At 57.1% G+C, this 17455-nt stretch carries 9 protein-coding genes and 2 pseudogenes; 10 read left to right on the top strand and 1 reads right to left on the bottom strand.

Annotated features, from left to right (window positions below; genetic code table 11):
* From G3T14_RS24775 to G3T14_RS20975, 9 genes and pseudogenes are all read left to right on the top strand, one after another.
* The coding region (locus G3T14_RS24775) for a hypothetical protein (RefSeq protein WP_204262979.1) at window positions 1-221 on the top strand (221 nt) is incomplete at its 5' end.
* A 485-nt stretch (window positions 222-706) separates the two neighbouring features.
* A pseudogene (locus tag G3T14_RS25160) lies at window positions 707-1196 on the top strand (transposase family protein); the annotation flags it as partial.
* 2203 nt (window positions 1197-3399) lie between these two features.
* Window positions 3400-5559, top strand: a complete 2160-nt coding sequence (locus G3T14_RS25575; RefSeq protein ID WP_163644482.1) for an AAA family ATPase — start codon at window positions 3400-3402, stop codon at window positions 5557-5559.
* A 175-nt stretch (window positions 5560-5734) separates the two neighbouring features.
* Window positions 5735-8053, top strand: coding sequence for a glycosyltransferase (locus tag G3T14_RS21000; protein ID WP_163644481.1), 2319 nt, complete (start codon window positions 5735-5737; stop codon window positions 8051-8053).
* Between the two features lie 95 nt (window positions 8054-8148).
* A complete protein-coding gene (locus tag G3T14_RS20995) occupies window positions 8149-9117 on the top strand; it encodes a polysaccharide pyruvyl transferase family protein (protein WP_163644480.1) in 969 nt (322 codons plus the stop codon).
* A gap of 588 nt (window positions 9118-9705) precedes the next feature.
* On the top strand, window positions 9706-10698 hold the full coding sequence (locus G3T14_RS20990; RefSeq protein ID WP_163644479.1) for a glycosyltransferase family 2 protein: 993 nt from the start codon (window positions 9706-9708) through the stop codon (window positions 10696-10698).
* A gap of 492 nt (window positions 10699-11190) precedes the next feature.
* Complete coding sequence (locus tag G3T14_RS20985) at window positions 11191-12960, top strand: type I secretion system permease/ATPase (RefSeq protein WP_348645318.1); 1770 nt, start codon at window positions 11191-11193, stop codon at window positions 12958-12960.
* Window positions 12961-13076: 116 nt separating this feature from the next.
* Window positions 13077-14342, top strand: a complete 1266-nt coding sequence (locus tag G3T14_RS20980; protein WP_246733470.1) for an HlyD family type I secretion periplasmic adaptor subunit — start codon at window positions 13077-13079, stop codon at window positions 14340-14342.
* A 191-nt stretch (window positions 14343-14533) separates the two neighbouring features.
* Complete coding sequence (locus tag G3T14_RS20975) at window positions 14534-15808, top strand: polysaccharide biosynthesis/export family protein (protein ID WP_163644476.1); 1275 nt, start codon at window positions 14534-14536, stop codon at window positions 15806-15808.
* A gap of 179 nt (window positions 15809-15987) precedes the next feature.
* Here the strand turns inward: G3T14_RS20975 and G3T14_RS20970 are convergent, their stop codons facing one another.
* Window positions 15988-16782, bottom strand: coding sequence for a ParB N-terminal domain-containing protein (locus G3T14_RS20970; protein WP_163644475.1), 795 nt, complete (start codon window positions 16780-16782; stop codon window positions 15988-15990).
* Window positions 16783-17080: 298 nt separating this feature from the next.
* Between G3T14_RS20970 and G3T14_RS20965 the strand changes: the two are divergent.
* Window positions 17081-17401: pseudogene (locus tag G3T14_RS20965) on the top strand (transposase); the annotation flags it as partial.
* Window positions 17402-17455: the final 54 nt, after the last annotated feature.

The raw sequence follows: 17455 nt of genomic DNA, 5'->3' as shown, positions 1-17455 counted from the left end.
GCCTTCCCGCTTCAGGTCAAACCCGCTCCACCAAATACCGGGACCAAACATCTAGTTTCAGCCAGTGCTTTTTCTGCAATGATCAGGGCGATCAGCATATCGACCGCGACAGCTCCCAAAACGACAAGGCCCAGCAGGACGACACTGCTGAGCTGATCGATAGTGTTCACATCTTGCTCCTGCCGGTGTATTGGCGCGTTGGCAGGGTCGGCACTGGCTGAGCTGGTGTTCACGTCAGGGTAAACGCGCACAGTCATTGTCGCCTCATTGTCGCTTCCTTAAGATAGGGTCAAAACAGCTTTTCGAGCGAGAACCTTCCGCTCGGTGCTGGGTAAACGCTCACAACGGCAATGTGACCCCAAGCGACAGCTGAAGTTTTCCCTTTGTTCCGCACGCTGAGGTCTCGCATTTGGGTCAAACGGAGGGAGCACAACTGCTTCTTGGTCCAGACCCATGCTGATCGTTTTTCGCACCACCCTTCGGCAGCACCGCGAAGTTGTGGCCGTCTTGCTTACGTACGGGATGTTCACAAGCGGCATTCTGGCTCTCGCCTGGGCGAACTCCTGACACCAATGTCGGCCGGGGTTAAAGCGCGGGCAGGAACGCTTCTGAGCACCGTGATCTTCCCCCGACTTCACGATTATCCCGCAGTTTACGTGGGAAGGGGCACGGCGACGCGGTGCCGATGGGCTGATTCATAATAGGAATGATCTTGTCTTCATCCCTCCCGGGCTGCATCGTTGACCAAGTCGTCCGCCGCTCCGGTCATCTCGTCATCCTCGCCCATGTTCGCCGGGATCGTGGCTGCTGTCCCGATTGCGGCGAGCCAAGCTCTGCAGTCCATAGCCGATACGTTCGGCACCTCGCCGATCCTCTGAGCTTTGGCGAGGCTGTGACGCTGTGACTAAAGATTCGCCGTGTTCTACTGCCACCATCCAGCCTGCCGACGGCGCACGTTCGTCGAACTGTTGCAGCGGCTTCTCCCACCAGACGCACGACGCACCGGTCGGCACGCCCGGACACAGGCTCAGGTGGACCTCGCACTGGGTGGCGAAGCCAGTGCTCGCCTCGCAGGGCATCTGGCGATGGCCATGAGCCCCGATACAGTGCTGCATCTCGTCCATTGCATGAAGCTACCACCGATCGGTCCGCTGCGAGCGGTTAGAATCGACGATTGGGCCATCCGCAAGGGGCAGATCAGCAGGCTGCGCCACCGAGGGAAATGTTACGAGCGCCACCATTGACAATCCGTCCAGACGCTATGATAGAGCCGACATCTTAATGATTCACTAATCAATAGAGAAGCACTCGATTAGTAGTCGAATAATTTTTCTCTCAAAGTTGAAATATCATCAGTAAAAACACCGTGAAATCTATTTTTCACTCGCCGAGATGATCATGACGTGAACGCAATTGCCGTATCGCAGGATCTCAATCCATATTACCGCCAGCCTTCAGTACAAGCCATGACAGTTTACAAGACTTCTCCTTCCAAATCGAAAGGGAAGGCCTATATAATTCATGAGATAGCCGATAATTCAAACGACGACGCGACGGATGGAATCTATAATTTTCCATATTCGCGATTAGCCGCAGCTCAGGCCGGCAATGGAGGTTATCCCGACTCCGAACAAGTTTACAGCAGAGTAAATAGCACATCAAATTTTTCTAGATTTCTAATAGTTTATTTTTTAATTTGTTTTATATCAGCAATAGGCTATATTTTTGCAGTCTTCCTAGGTTTTTAATTTTGACTCTTTACGTAAGCTCGCATTCTCGGAAAAACTTGCAAGCGTGCCGCCTAACACACTTACTTTGTCTGAGGCGCTTATCGCTTACCAACCTTACCAGACGCGAAAAGTCTGGCGGATCCGATCGGAAAAACACTCGACCCGCGACGAGTGCGATGGATAGGTGACGGTGAGAGAAGTAGGTCGGCGACGTCTGAAAGAAGGCGACCAGCCGCTATTCGTTATAAAAGCCGCTGTTAAATTTAGGCTCTGCGTCATGATGCTGTGCTATTTAATCAAGACAACTGAAGTCACAAGCCATCAAGACATTCCGACTATCGAATAGGCAACACTTATGCTCATTGACATTGAAAATTGAATATGTCAGATATATATAATATGCGCTCAAATATCGTTTTTGCCAGGTTTCTCATATTAGTTTCCTGCTCAATGTTATCCGGTCCGTCACTGGCGGACTCTGGAACTACGTTGTCGCCCGGCCAAATCCGCGACGCGCTAACCCTCTCGGCGCGACAGGAGCTGGATCAAAAGTCACTGCGGATCGACTACCGCCGCGGATGCTTGTTCTACAAATACGGCTGTGGCTACGGCAGCATCAGCAGAGAACGCCTGATTCCGGGCTCAGGCCAGGATCGAAGAACTCGTTGGTAGAAGACATCCGGTGTTAAGCGCGGGGGCCCAACCGCCTTTTTGCGACGAGACAGTGCAGCGGGACCCCGATTGACCATTATGTGACGTGCGGCCGTCCCCGACGTTAGATGAACATTTGACGCTGACGTCGGATGCCCGGCCGGATCGCCCGCAACCCGTGTTGTGCATGCGCGCGAAGGCTCCCAAATTACGAAGCTGACCGCTACGGTTGAACGCAAAGCGATCATGAAGCTCCCGGACCATTCGTGGCTGCTCCCTCTTCGGGCCGGCCGCAACGATGTCCTCGTCATTCGCTCGGCGAGCGCCCTATAAGACAAAATCTAACGAAATTCGATTATTAGCAGGGCGGCGTTCAAGCGCCGGGTTCTAAACCGGCGGATGACCGCATGCCAATCAGTCAAGCATCGCTCTGAAACGAACCGAAAGATCGTCTGCAGATCGGCCAACCAGTCACCCGACTTCGTGCCTTTCGTTTTTCGAGGGGCAGACAAAGCCAATTGCTGATCGACTTCGGCTCGCTGAGTTTCGGTGGCACTGCGCTCGACGACGATCGACAGCGGTCACCAACATCTGACGCCATGGACGCTGACGGTGAGGCCGAATGCGGAAGTCAGATCCTCCGACACCGCCTTCTGAGGCCACGTCAGCGAGGGCAGGCATTCCCGATGCCCGAACGACTTGAGCACCGAATCCCGACGTTTAAAGGGAACAAAATAAAGTGCCAATGAAAATGAATTGTTGAATATTTCTAAAGACAATTTTCAGTTTGTGAGTGCGATGCAGCATGTTGCAACTCGGGTGAATTCCATTTAACTGGATTTCTCGGTCGATATGATGTTGTTCAGTTTTACATGGCTCGTGACAGGACCGCGGAATGCTTCGAATGAGAGGCGGCACTAACTCTTACGTAGATGCCGACCGCAATGCGCCGGTAGAAGCTTTTTCATGGATGCCGTCTGCGTTCGCTTTCTTGCGCAGGTCCAGGATTTTCGTAGTTGTGTCGGTGTCGCTGCTTATGTCTCTGGCAGTTTTATACCTAACAATCGCAACGCCAAAATTCGACTCGACTGTAGATATTTTGATCGACCTGCGTCAAGCGGAGTTGTTCCGCCAGCAGAACACGTCGACTGACGCGCAGGTTCTGAACGCAATCGTCGAAAGTCAAACCGAGATTCTGAGGTCAAACACGACCGCCCTTGCTGCAATCCGTCGGATTGGGCCAACGGTTGAAAAAGAGTTGAACGAGAAAGGTTTCCTTCAATCTCTTTTCGGGTCAGCATTCTCGATCTTTGACACCGGAAAGCCTTTCACTCCGGAACAGGCGGAATTGTCCTCTGCCGAGAAACTAATGTTGCTTTATTCCGTCAAACGGGTGGGAATTACTAATATCATTGAAGTGTCTGTCCGCACGCCATACGCCGAGCGATCAGCTCGCTACGCGAACGCAATCGCCGACGGATTCATTGCGGATCAATTGGAAGCAAAATACGAGACCACCCGGCGAGGACGATCCTGGCTGGAGGGCAGATTGTCGGAGCTTCGCGACCAAGCCACCGCTGCTGACCGCGCCGTTCAAGACTACAAAGCGAAAACGAATATCGTCGATACCGACAAGGGCTTGATGAGTGAGCGCCAGGTTGGCGATCTGAATGCAAGTCTGATCGTGGCGCAGGCAAAGACGGCCGAAGCCAAGGCGCGCTACGATCGCATCAAGGACATCGTCAACAGGAACATCACCGATGGATCTGTGACAGACTCCACACAGAACCTTGTCATAGTTCGATTACGCCAGCAATACTTTGATAGCGCCAAACGTGAAGCCGACATCACGTCAAAGTATGGCGTAAACCATGTTGCCGCTGCCAATGCGCGCGCCGAAATGGCGGAGATCCAGCGTTCGCTGCGGAGCGAGTTCAATCGTATCGCGGAAGCCTACAGCAGCGACTATGAAGTCGCTCTCGCTGGCGAAATATCGATCAAAAAGCGCCTTGACGGATTGGTCGCTGACGCAGGAATTAGCAATCAATCCCGCGTCGAGCTTAGATCGCTCGAAAGCTCGTCTCAGACCTATCGGTCTTTGTATGAAAGCTTTCTCCAAAAATATACTCAGGCGGTTCAGGATCAGTCGTTTCCGATCTCTGAAGCGCGCGTTGTATCGTCAGCCAAGCCGCCGTTGCGGAAAGCGTGGCCCAAGGGTCTGGTCATTCTCGGCTTAGCGATCGTGGGAGGCACCGCCATCGGCTTGATGCTGGCGCTCCTTCGCGAGCTGGTGCGCAGCAGCGTACGAACTCCCCAAGCCGTGGAGCAGGTCACCGGTTTGCCCTGCATCGCCATCGTCCCGCGCGTAGAAACGTTCAAGTCGCTCCGCGATGTACTGCCCAGATTCTTTGTCGCAATCGGTTTGAGGCAACATGTCATTTCGAAAGAGATGCTCGTCGACGCGGTAATGCACCCCCTGTCTGGAACGGCAGAGGCTATGCAGGAAGTGAAGATGCTGCTCGAACGCCCTTCAGGCCGCAGCGCTGGATGTCGGGTCATCGGAATGATCTCAGCGATTTCCGGCGAAGGGAAGACGATGATTTCATCGAACATTGCACATTACTTAGCACTGTCGGGCAGGAAAGTTCTACTTTTAGACTATGACCTTCGTTATCCGTCACTCACACGCGCGCTCGCTCCGAAAGCCAAGGTGGGACTCCTCGAGACGATCGATACCGGCATTCTGCAAGGCGTAACGACAATACAAGCGCGTGGCGCCAAACTGCAGATTCTGCCGACAGTGATGGAAGAACAAGTCGAACACACGTCGGATGTCCTGCGGTCGCCGAACAACGTCGCCTTACTGAAAACGCTAAGATCGTCCTATGATTTTATCATTGTTGACTATCCGCCGGCGCTCGATTTTTCGGATGTTCGCGGGACTGATGAGCTCATCGATGAATACTTGATGGTTGTCGGCTTCGATCGACCGAGCAAGCGGGATCTCGCGGAATGCATTTCGCGTGACCGGTTCGATACGTCGCGCGTACTAGGTGTCATTTTCAATCGGGCCGATCCGAACCGTCACACTAAGCAACGTTCGCGGATCGGGCGTTACATGCCGTGGAACTCACAAAGCATGGAGCCCTATCCCGTCAACACGATGGACTCGTCCTGATCCTCGGTTTACTTCTTGGAATGCACTATCGCCGGCTTGCGACCAGCCGGCGCACGCTGAGCCTGGGACGTCGGCGACAGGCCGAGCGTACGTGACTTCCACAATGTTTCTTGCTTGCAGGCATACAGCCGAGGCTGCGTATGTTGGCGCAACAGCTTACTGATCGAGCTGAGCCATGGATGAAGACGTGCATACGGTCCGAATGGAGCACCCGCTTGACGGATCTAGCGAAAAGGCATTTGCGCGAGTGAACGATACGCCGCTGATCTCCGTCATCATGGCGAATTATCGCGGCGGAGCCCATCTGGCCTACGCGATCGAGAGCGTCCTTGCGCAAACCCTGCGCCAGTTCGAACTCATCATCATCGACGATAAATCTCCTGACGACAGCGTCTTAATTGTTGATCGATACCGTGACGCTCGGATTCGCCTCATTGCCCTAGAAGACAATGTCGGACCCGCGGCGGCGCGAAATCGCGGGATAAATGCGGCGCGTGGTGATTGGCTCGCGATCGTCGACAATGACGATTTGATTCATCCGACACGCCTGAGCGTGCTCCTGAAAGCCGCCGTCACCGACGGGGCGGATATCGTCGCGGACGATCTGCTAATTTTCGACGATGGCAGTTCCACGATTTCGACCATGTTGCCGGAATCGGGCGGATCGCCGTTCTGGGTCGATCCCGCTTCATTCATTCGATCCAACGTGATCTACGGCCCGCGGCCCTCCCTCGGCTATTGCAAGCCTATGATTCGCAGGCAGGCCCTCGGCGCGATGCGCTACGATGAGACCCTTCGGATCGGTGAAGATTCCGATCTCCTGCTGCGCATGATGATCGCCGGAAGCCGTTTCCGGATCTATCCGGAACTGCTGTACTTCTATCGCAAGCATAGCGGATCGATTTCGCACCGGTTCGGCGAAGGCGATTCGTACCACCTGATCGCGGCCGAAACGCGCTTGATGCGCGACCATGCTTCGCTCGGTGCCGAAGTCTTCGCGGCCCATGCGGAGCGACTGCACTCCCTGAGACGAGCCGCCGCGTTCGCGTCCCTGGTCGGGGGACTCAAGGCGCGATCGCCGTCACGGGTTCTCCATGCCGTCCGGACCTGCCCCGATGCGCTCTGGTTGCTCCGGCTTCCGCTCAAAGCCTCCCTTCTCCGACAACTGCACCTCATCGGACGACGCACCGCACCGGCTGTCAGCCGCCCCGGCGTGATGGTGCTGAGCCGCCAGCGAGTGGCGGGCGGCACCAATGGAAGCTCCGCTTACCTCATCAGCATCGCGCGCTTTCTTCGACATCGCGGGTATCGCGTCACCTATCTCTCGCCGTCACCGACCACCTTCGGCCGGTGGCCCTTCCTGCGGATCGTCACGGAGACGCAGGAGGCATTCGATGACTTCGTTGTTCGCGGAAGCGTTCGCGTTGGGCGCTATATGCTTGTCCGGGATCTCAGGATTTGGGCATGGGCCCTGCTCTCCCTGGCAGAAGACAGGCTGCTCCGCTTCGGCATTCTCACCCACCGGCGGATCCCCAATGCCCCTTATGCCGTCAGCCAACCCCTCTCCCGGCAGGACCGCCTCTTCCTGGCACGCCGCGCGCGCAAAGGCAGTGACGCGATCCTGCTGGACTATGCGTTCCTAGCACCCGCGCGATCCTACACGCTCAGGCCGGATGCACGCGCGCTCATCGTGATGCACGATCTCTTCTCAAGCCGCGTCTCGCGCTTCGACAAGATCGGCGCCCTGGATTCGGTCGCGTTGCTTGATCCCGATGAGGAATACGCCTTGCTGGCCCAGGCCGATGGAATCGTAGCGATCCAGCGCGCAGAGGCCGAAACTGTTGGCGCCCGCTTGCCCAATCAATCCGTCATCCTGGCGCCGATGGCCGTCTCGGTCGTGGCCGAGGCCGCTCCGGGCGACGACGGCTCGCTCCTCTTCGTCGGCAGCAACACTGCGCCCAACATCATCGGGATCACTTGGTTCCTGACATCGGTCTGGCCTGCGATCCTGAAACGGTGCCCGACCACCCGCCTTCGCTTGGTGGGCTCTGTCGCACGCGGACTTGTCGACCTGCCCGCGGGCGTCACCTGCCTCGGTGTCGTTGCGGACCTCACGCCGATCTATCAGTCGACGGCAATCGTCATCTCTCCGCTCACCGTCGGATCCGGACTGAAGATCAAGCTCATCGAAGCGATGGGCTTCGGGAAGGCGATTGTGGCGACATCGATGACCGTGGAGGGTGTGGAGGCCCTGGTCGAGGGCGCCGTCGTCGTCGTAGACGAAGCAGATGCCTTCGCCACCGCCGTGTGCGAACTTCTCGGCGAGCGGCAGAGGCGCACCGTCTTGGCGGAGGCTGCCCTTGCCGTGGCCAGATCGGCCTTCGCGGCGGAGGCCTGCTACGAGCATCTGCCCTCCGCTCTTTTCCCGACGCCGGATGCCGAGGCCCAGGTATGCGCCGTACGGACTCGTGTTTGGGAGAGCATCGGCCGATAGGCCAGTTCGACCGCTGGAACGAGCGGTATTGCCAACCCGAGTGCATGCATTCGCGCAGACCGATCGGCACCCGGCACGGAAAACAGGAATCTGACGTGAAGCTGAAGTACTACGTATCGGCGGTTCCTAATTTCGGTGACGATCTGAACGCTGCGCTATGGCCGCACTTTGTTCCGGAAATCTTCGACGACAGCACGACCGAAGCCTTCATCGGCATTGGGACGATCATCGGGTTTCCCTGCACACCGCAGACCCGCTTGAATGTGTTCTCCACCGGTGCGGGCAACGATCCGCTCAGCCGCTGGGCTGACCTCGACGTCACCTATTGGTGCGTTCGCGGACCGCTGTCTGCGCGCCTCCTCGGTCTTTCGCCTGACCACGCCATATCCGACGGCGCGGTCCTCACCCCGCTGGCCAAGGGCTTTCCACATGCGCGCGCGGGCACAAGCGGCGTGCTGGTAATCCCGCATTGGCAAAGCCTGAACGATCCCGGTTGGGACGAGGTCGCACGCCTTACCGGATTTGAACTGCTGGATCCGCGCGGTTCGCCAGAGACCGTGATCGCGCGGATCGCGAATGCGCAATGCGTCCTGACGGAATCGCTGCATGGCGCCATTCTTGCCGACACCTATGGAATTGAGTGGGCGCCATTCGCGACCACAGGTAACTTTCAGATCTCCAAATGGCTCGATTGGGCATTGTCCTGCGGACGTGATCTGACGATCAACTTCGTCCCGCCGCCGAGTGCCGACGGTATCATGCGGCATGGGCGTCCTCCGGCTCCTTTCGGACATAGCGTGGTGATTACCGATGGCATGGCAATGCAGGAGATGCAGACGCGCACAGCGGAGAAACGGACCCCAAGTCTTCGCGATCAGGCAAAGGGCTGGATCAAGCGCACCGGCCTTATAAATCGCCTTTTGGATATGTCTCCAGACCGAACAGCGCAATCCATGGTTGCACTGGCATCACGCGTCGAGGCCGCCAGTCCGGAGAGTACGATCGTCAGGCTCCAAGAGCGCATGCTGGCTCGTCTCGAACAACTCCGACGGCACGCGCACTAAAGATCGGGCATCGCTTAGAGCCTATTCGCACCTTATTTGTTTCGACAGGATCGATCGGGGATCCGGTCGCCATCCAAATAAAATAGCTGCCAGTCTCGGCTATCGACAAGTGCGTTTATCCTCCCTGCATCCGGCCTTGCTCGGGATTTACCGCGCCGGGTGCAGGAAGAGTTTGTTCGACCCGGTTGTCACCTTCGAATCGACGAGACAGAAAAGCCGCACGGCCTTGTCCTGTATCGTCGCGATCAACCGCGCCGGTCTATGGCCCCTGAAGCCTCATCTGCTGCGTCGAGAATACCCGCAGCGCAGGACCGGCGGAGGTTCGGCGTCATTTCGCTAGATCGATGGGCGTCTTCCGATCGTGCTTAGGGCTTATGGCCCTGGCTAGCCGATCACGTTCGATCGCACCATTTCAAGCAAAAGCGGCCTATCTAATATTGTAAAGTTCTATAATTTGATTGTCTGTATTTAGTAAATCTGTTTCGAATTTTTTACCTAAAAGGTTTTTAAATCCAAGCTTCAGCAGAGGTATTGACGCATTTATTACTAAACCGTAAACGATATTTAGTTGCGGAGCGGAGCGTCAAAGTGATTGAAATCGAGAACGGTGTCATCATTGTCGTTCCAGTTCTGAACGAAGAACGCTATCTCGCCAAATGCATCGACGCCTTACTCGATCAGGACTATCGCCTAATCCAGTCGATCGTCATCGTTGATGGCGGAAGTTCGGATTCAACCCGTCAGATTGCGTTGGATCTGTGCGGCAAACATCGCCTCGTTCGCTTGATCGATAATCCGCAGCGCATCCAGTCCGTCGCCGTCAATCTTGTCGCGGCTTCCGCCCTACCAGGCGAAATCCTCGTACGAGCGGACGCCCATGCGGATTACCCGACGGATTTCGTCTCGCAATGTGTTGCCGCGCTTCGCGACAACGTGGCGGATTCGGTCGTAGTTTCGCTGCGTACGGTCGGAATGCAGCCGTTCCAGCGCGCGGTGGCGGCAGCCCAGAACAGCCTCCTCGGCAATGGCGGTTCGGCACATCGGCGAAACACGACGTCGCGAATGGTAGATCATGGCCACCATGCCGCGTTTTGCCGGTCGTTCTTTCTTGAACTGGGCGGCTACAACGAGACCTTCACCCATAACGAAGATGCCGAGTTCGATATCCGGGCAGGAGCTGCCGGGGGACGCATCTGGCTTTGCTCGGAAGCGACGATCAACTATTATCCGCGCAGCGAAATCAAAAGCTTGGCGAAGCAATACTTCAATTACGGACGCGGTCGAGCGCGAAACATGCTCGCGCACCGGAGCCGCCCAAAAGTTCGCCAACTCGCACCGCTTCTCGTTAGCAGTTCGGCTTTTGCTAGCGTGCTCGCCGCGCCGGTCATCCCGGCGGCCCTGCTCGTACCGCTGGGCTATGTCGGCCTCTACTCGGCATGGGCGGTGTTCGCCTCACTCCGGACCCGCGATCCGGCCGTGCTGGGTATGGGCGTCGCTGCTGCGGCCATGCACGTGAGTTGGTCGGCCGGTTTTCTAAAGATGGCGGTAGACACTTTCCTGTCGCGGCAAGCCTCTGCGTGACCGGTACGTTGGGAGGCCGCGCGACAACAGCCTCCGCGCCCTGAGAAAACCACGAAGCCGACGACACCGAGGGGTCTCGATACAGTCCAGCATCCGATTGCAGATCATTTTTCTGGCCCGTCGCTGATGGGCTGAAAATGATTTATCTATGTTTTGTCGAATGCCCTATTTTGGCCACTTCGAGGACAAACTACGCCGCGCTGTTTTGTTCATCATTCGCGCTTACACGATGTTCGCCTCAGGCATCAGCCGGCATTTGCTTGTAGACGTCGCGAGGCATCAGCATTTGTTCGAAAATCGGTTACGCCCTGCCTAAAGTCAGGGATCGGATCTGATCGTGGGTCCACGACCGGGGTTCGGGGCCAGACTGTCGGGCGCCATATGGCCAACGGTCCGATCGACCTTTTCTGGAATCGAGCCGCTTGTCCGATTGTGCGAACTGAAGATTAGAACAAGGCAATTGCAGTGTACAAAACGACGAGCACTCGTGAAATAACGGATGCTATCAGCAAATGCCGCTTAGCTTTTTTGTTCGTCGCTATTACAAGTGGGTTAATTAATATCCTGTATTTGACAGGATCATTCTTTATGCTCGAAGTTTATGACCGAGTCATCCCAAGCCGGTCTCTTCCGACGCTGATCGGGCTCGGCGTATTGGCGATCGTTCTCTACACCTTCCAAGGCCTTTTCGAGACTTTACGCACGCGTGTCCTCGGCCGAATATCAGGGACGCTCGACGAGGCAATTGCCCATCGGGTCTTCGACGTTCTGGCGCGCGCGCCCCTTACCGGGCCGTCCGATCATGACGGCTCGCTGCCCATGCGCGACTTCGATCAGCTCCGCTCTTTTCTGGCCGGTCCAGGTCCAAGCGCGTTTTTCGACCTGCCCTGGATGCCGATTTATATCGTGATTTGCTCTCTGTTTCATCCGCTGATCGGCGTGGCCGCGGTCGCAGGCCTCGTGGTTCTATTCCTTCTGACTTTGCTCAGCGATTGGACGACTAGTAAGCAGATCAAGGCGAGCGTGCAGTACGGCTCGCGTCGGTATCTTCTTGCGGAAGCCGGACGTCGGAATGCCGAGGTCCTGGCGGCGATGGGGATGCGCCGGCAATTCGGTGCGCGCTGGGCCAAAGCCAATCGGGAATATCTTGCGATCCAGCAGCAGGTCGCGGATGTAGGCGGCAGCATCGCATCGCTCACCAAGGTGTTCCGCATGTGCCTGCAATCGGGCGTGTTGGCCCTCGGCGCCTATCTCGTCATCAACAATCTCGCCACCGGCGGAGTAATCATCGCAAGTTCGATCCTCGTCGCACGGGCACTTGCGCCCGCCGAGACGGTCATCGGCAACTGGAAGGGGTTCATCCAAGCCCGTCAATCCTGGAAGCGTCTTTCGGAGATCTTGAACAAGAACGCTCCCGAACCGGAACTCCAGGCGCTTCCGGTTCCGAGTCAGGTTATCTCCGTCGAGAACGTGAGCATCGCGCCGCCCGGCTCGCGACGCATTGTCGTTCATGGCGCGACGTTTGCCCTTCAGGCGGGCCAAGGTGTCGGGATCATCGGCCCGTCGGCCTCCGGAAAATCTTCGTTGGTCCGCGCAATGGTCGGGATCTGGCCTTGCGCGCACGGAACGGTCCGGATCGACGAAGCCGCTCTCGACCAATGGACGTCGAGCGAGCTCGGTCCCCATATCGGCTTCCTGCCGCAAGAGGTGGAGCTCTTCGGCGGCACCATCGCAGAGAACATCGCCCGTTTCGAACCCGGTGCCACCTCGGAATTAATTATCGCTGCCGCACAGGCAGCGGGAGTCCACTCGCTGATCCTTCGGCTGTCCGAGGGGTATGAGACGGTTATCGGAGAAGGCGGGTTAGGGTTGTCGGCCGGTCAACGCCAGCGAATCGGGCTCGCCCGCGCACTCTATGGCGATCCCTTCCTCGTCGTGCTCGACGAGCCGAACGCCAACCTCGACCATGAAGGCGAGAGCGCGCTGACGGACGCGATCATCAGCGTACGCAAACGCGGAGGCGTCTGCGTGGTCGTCGCGCACCGCCCGAGCGCTCTGGCTGCCCTCGACATGGTGATGCTGATCTCCGAGGGACGCATTCAAGCCTTCGGCCCCAAGGACGAGGTTCTGAGGCGTGTCCTGAAGCCGGCATCTGCAGGGGAAACGGCCGAGGCGGACGCCGATGGGCCGCGGCCCAGACCGACCGTTCAACTGAGGGCCGAACCTGTGCCCGGTTCCTTGTCACTCCAAGAAAGCGCGTGATGTCCGCGACCAGTCTTGCACCGATCCAGTCAGGTACGGCCGTCGTCCGCATCGCGCGCCCGCGGCCGACCGTTCAGCTCCCGCTACCCCGCGCCGAGAAGTCGATCCGCCGCCACATGGTCCTCCTTGCGATCTTGTGGGCAGCGCTCGTCGTCGGCGTCGCGGGGTGGGCTGTCTTCACCTCCATCTCGGCAGCGGTGATTGCGCCGGGGCAATTGGTGGTCGAATCCGATGTAAAGAAGGTGCAGCATCCCACCGGCGGCGTCGTCGGCGAATTGCTCGTCCGCGAAGGATCGCGGGTACGAGCCGGCGATATCCTGATCCGTCTCGACGAGACCCAGACCCGATCCAATCTCGAGATCATTCTGAAGGCAATGGACGAATTGGCGGCCCGCCGCGCACGCGATGAGGCCGAACGAGACGGCAGCCAGACGGTCGTCTTCCCTCCAGAACTGGCTGAACGCACGAAGACCGATCTGTCGGTGGCACGCTTACTGGAAGGCGAAGCAAGGCTTTTTACTACCAAGCTGACCGGCCGCGAAGGACAGAAGTCACAGTTACGCGAACGAATCGATCAGCTCCGGCAGGAGACGAAAGGTTTGACCAAGCAAATTTTCGCGAAGGACCGCGAGATCAGTCTCATCACTCAGGAACTCCGGGGCGTTCATGAGCTTTTCGCCAAGAATCTGGTGCCCTACTCGCGCGTCACCTCGCTCGAGCGTGATGCAGCTCGACTCGAGGGTGAGCGCGGCCAACTTTCAGCATCGATCGCGTCGGCCCAGGGCAAAATCACGGAAATCGAGCTTCAAATCATTCAGGTCGACCAAGACCTGCGCACCGAGTCCGGGAAGGATCTCGCGGAAATCCGCGGCAAGTGGTCTGAATACAGTGAGAAGAAAGTCGCCGCGCAGGACCAGCTCAAGCGGATCGACATGCGGGCGCCACAGGACGGAACGGTTCATCAGCTCACGGTCCATACGATCGGCGGTCTCGTCGTTCCAAGCGAACCGGCGATGCTGATCGTGCCCGAGGCCGATCAACTCGTCGTCGACGTGAAGATCCAGCCTCAGGACATCGACAACGTACGCGTCGAACAGAAGGCCCTCCTCCGTTTCTCGGCGTTCAACATGCGGACGACCCCCGAGATCGAAGGCGAGGTCTCCCGCGTCGCTGCAGACGTGACCCAGGACGCCAAAACAGGCATGAGCTACTACACCGCCCGTATCCAAATTCCCGATGACCAGAAAGCCCGCCTCAAGGGCCTGCGGCTCGTCCCCGGCATGCCCGTCGAGACCTTCATGCAGATCGGCGAGCGGACGGTGCTGTCCTACCTCACCAAGCCTCTGACCGATCAAATCGCGAAGACATGGCGTGAACGATAGGGTGCCTTACGCCCGCTCGATCATCATTCCGACTGAACATTACAACGCTACGATCAGGATCAATGGAAATCTGTGATTCTCGATACAGTCCGTCCCTGCCGGACGTCGATGCCAATGGCGGATGCAGAGATCCAGAGTGCATAAAGTCCATCGATCCACGGCGTGCCGAACCAACCAGCGGCCGATTCCAGATGAAGACCCTACGCACGGCGCGTGTGCGCTGGACTGTCCTGTTCGGCGCGCTTGTAGCAGGTCTGTGGCCCAGTTGGGTGCCGCACGCTCGCGCCGCCGAATACAAGCTTCAGCCGGGCGAGGTGCTTGAACTATCGGTCGCCGGCATTCCCGAACTCCGCCAACGACTCACTATCATGATCGACGGAGACATTTCGGTCCCTCTCATGGGAGATATTCAGGCTCGCGGAAAGACGCTTGCAGAGGTCCGTGAGAAAATACGCGAAATGTTGCCAAAGCTGTCGTTGAATATCCGCACACCGTCGGGTGAACAGCAAACCGTAGTGGCCCCGGGCGAGATTTCCTTGGTTATGGCCGAATATCGACCAGTCTATATCATAGGTGACGTCAGTAAGCCGGGCGAACAGCGCTATTCGCCAGGTATGAGTGTCCGCCAAGCAGTTTCTCTGGCGGGAGGGTACGATCTGCAGCGCTTCCGCATGGAAAGCCCGATACTGGCAACCGCGGATCTCAGGGGCGAATACGAGAATCTTTGGGTCGACCTTGCACAGGGTCAAAGCACAATCGCTCGACTTCGGGCCGAGTTGGATGGCAAGACGCAAATCGACACCGCAAGTCTCGAAAAGCTTCCGATACCGAGCCGTGTCCAGGAACAGATCGCTCAAATCGAACAGGATTTGCTGAAGTCACGCCTCGACGACTATAAAAAAGAGGTTGGATTTTTGAAGGAGGCGCAGCGCATCACTGACGAGCGGCTCATTGCAATTCAGGATCAGTTCCGAAAAGAAACCGAAGCGGCAAAGTTTGATACCGATGAGATCGAGCGGATTTCGGAGCTCAACAAACGCGGTGTCGTTCCGCTTACGCGAGCGGTGGAAACCCGCCGCTTAAGTCTCACCACCTCGACCCGCGCCCTTCAGGTAGGCGTTGAGGTCGAAAAATCTAAACGCGACCGCCTCGAAGCCGAGCGGAGTGTCGTGCGATTGGCCGATCAACGGAGGTCAGACCTGACGCGGGAACTCCAAGATGCAACTATCAAGCTCGCTCAGACCCGCACCAAGCTTTCGGCCGTTGGCGAAAAGCTCCTATATACCGGTGTCGTAAGGTCTCAGCTCGTCCGCGGAACCGGCGGAAAGCCTCAGGCTGTGTTGCATCGGCATGGTCCCTCTGGGGTCGAAGTGATTCACGTGGACGAAGACGCAGAACTTCAGCCGGGGGACACGGTAGAAATCGAATTAAGACTGGAATATGAATTCCAGCCTTCGAACAAGTGAACGAGCACCGAAGCTTTTGCAACTCGTTTTAAACACACGACCCTCGTTGTCCGAAAAAGCGATGCCGATGCTAGTAAGAGCCCTTCTAGTCGTTGGCGAACCAACCGATTTTCATCGTCGGTACGTCCGATTATATCCGGAACGCTACACAGAATAAGTTCGCCGAAGTGTGCTTCTATCTACTTTCTTTGCGTGACGTGAAGATGTTGGTCGCTATTCGCGTGGCTTAACAATCGTGCGAAATTCTTACGCAGCTCTTCTGCAAGTGAGCTTGTAGGCCCCTTCTCGTCGTAGCTCAGCCGGCTCGATATATCTGATAGAAGGTGCTCAATATCGATGTCTTTAGCGGCCTCGAGAACGCGTTCCTCGTAACCCGGCAGGTCAGAGAAGCTGGAAACCGACTCGCACAACGCTTTGATGAGACGGGCCGAAAGCATGCCTGGCTTGTTGTTGTCGGTTTGCGTAATACACCGCAAAGCGATCACAAGGTTGCGGTGGCGATAGCGCCGAAGGCAGGCGCGAAGTGCACCAACGGCCATCGTTTGTCCAGGAACCTGCCGATCAGTCGCGATCGGATAGCGGAGGAGGCTTACATCCGCCTCGTCGCAGATGCCGGTTATCTCGATTGCCCAGTCCTCACGCGCGATGAGCGCGGCCGCATACAGCGCCATGGGTGTTATGGGAGTGATGACGCCGTTGATCGCCTTAAAGGCAGCGGCTTGCTCACCTTGCGCAGCAATAACGACTTGGCATGGAACACTATCGAAGCCACAAACGGCAGCGGCGGTCGTTCGATGCTGTCCATCTATGATCGCGAACTTGCCACCCTCTACCGGAGACACAACGACGGGAGCAAAGAACGTCCAATTAAAATCTCTAGCGATCCTCGAAACGTTAATTCGTCCACGTCCAACGATCGGTCTCTGATACGAAGTATCAACAACTAAGTCATCGATCCTGAGCCACTGAAGCATTGGCGCGGCACCAGCCGACGTATCTCTCGGTGGCTCAAAGCCATCGGCCGAAATTGGACGCAAAATGCTCACCTATATCTATAAACGATAAAAAAAATTTAGCACACACACCGTTGTTAACAAGCACCACTAACGTCGCCTTCACGCGAAAGTTGCGTAAAAATAGGGAAAAAATCCCGCTGTGCCATTTATGCCAGACGATGAAATGCCCTTCACTCTTGGGTGTGAACCGCATCAAGGCGTTGTTCTGGGTTAGGTTTTGCGAATTTTGGCCGTCGTTTTCAGCCTGGGGGCGACGATGGCGGACCTGTTTTGGCTCTCGGATGAACAATGGGCGGTGATCGAACCGTTCATGGCAAAAAGCCAGCCCGGCCCCGAGCGCAGGGACGACCGACAGATCATCTCCGGCATCGTGCACGTGCTGACGTCCGGCTGTCGCTAGCGCGACTGCCCGTCGGCGTATGGCAAGCGCACCACGGTCTCCTACCGCTTCAATCGCTGGTCCCGGCGCGGCTTCTGGAAAGCGATGCTGGCTGATCTGGCCAAGTCTGGATGGGCCGGTGACGCGGCGGCCATCGACAGCAGCTACGTCAAAGCCAATCGCTCGGCGCACGGCGGAAACGTATGGCCCGCCCCGTCCGCAAGTGGCTTATGATCCGCTGGTCTGAGCAGT

The organism is Methylobacterium sp. BTF04, assembly GCF_010692745.1.
Lineage (GTDB): Bacteria > Pseudomonadota > Alphaproteobacteria > Rhizobiales > Beijerinckiaceae > Methylobacterium.
This window is presented reverse-complemented; position numbering and strand designations above follow the sequence as displayed.

What these genes read in the sequence shown, in the direction of transcription:
- G3T14_RS21000 (WP_163644481.1), top strand. Translation starts at nt 5,735, where the DNA reads ATGGATGAAGACGTGCATACGGTCCGAATGGAGCACCCGCTTGACGGA.
- G3T14_RS20980 (WP_246733470.1), top strand. Translation starts at nt 13,077, where the DNA reads ATGGTCCTCCTTGCGATCTTGTGGGCAGCGCTCGTCGTCGGCGTCGCG.
- G3T14_RS20975 (WP_163644476.1), top strand. Translation starts at nt 14,534, where the DNA reads ATGAAGACCCTACGCACGGCGCGTGTGCGCTGGACTGTCCTGTTCGGC.
- G3T14_RS20970 (WP_163644475.1), bottom strand. Translation starts at nt 16,782, where the DNA reads ATGCTTCAGTGGCTCAGGATCGATGACTTAGTTGTTGATACTTCGTAT.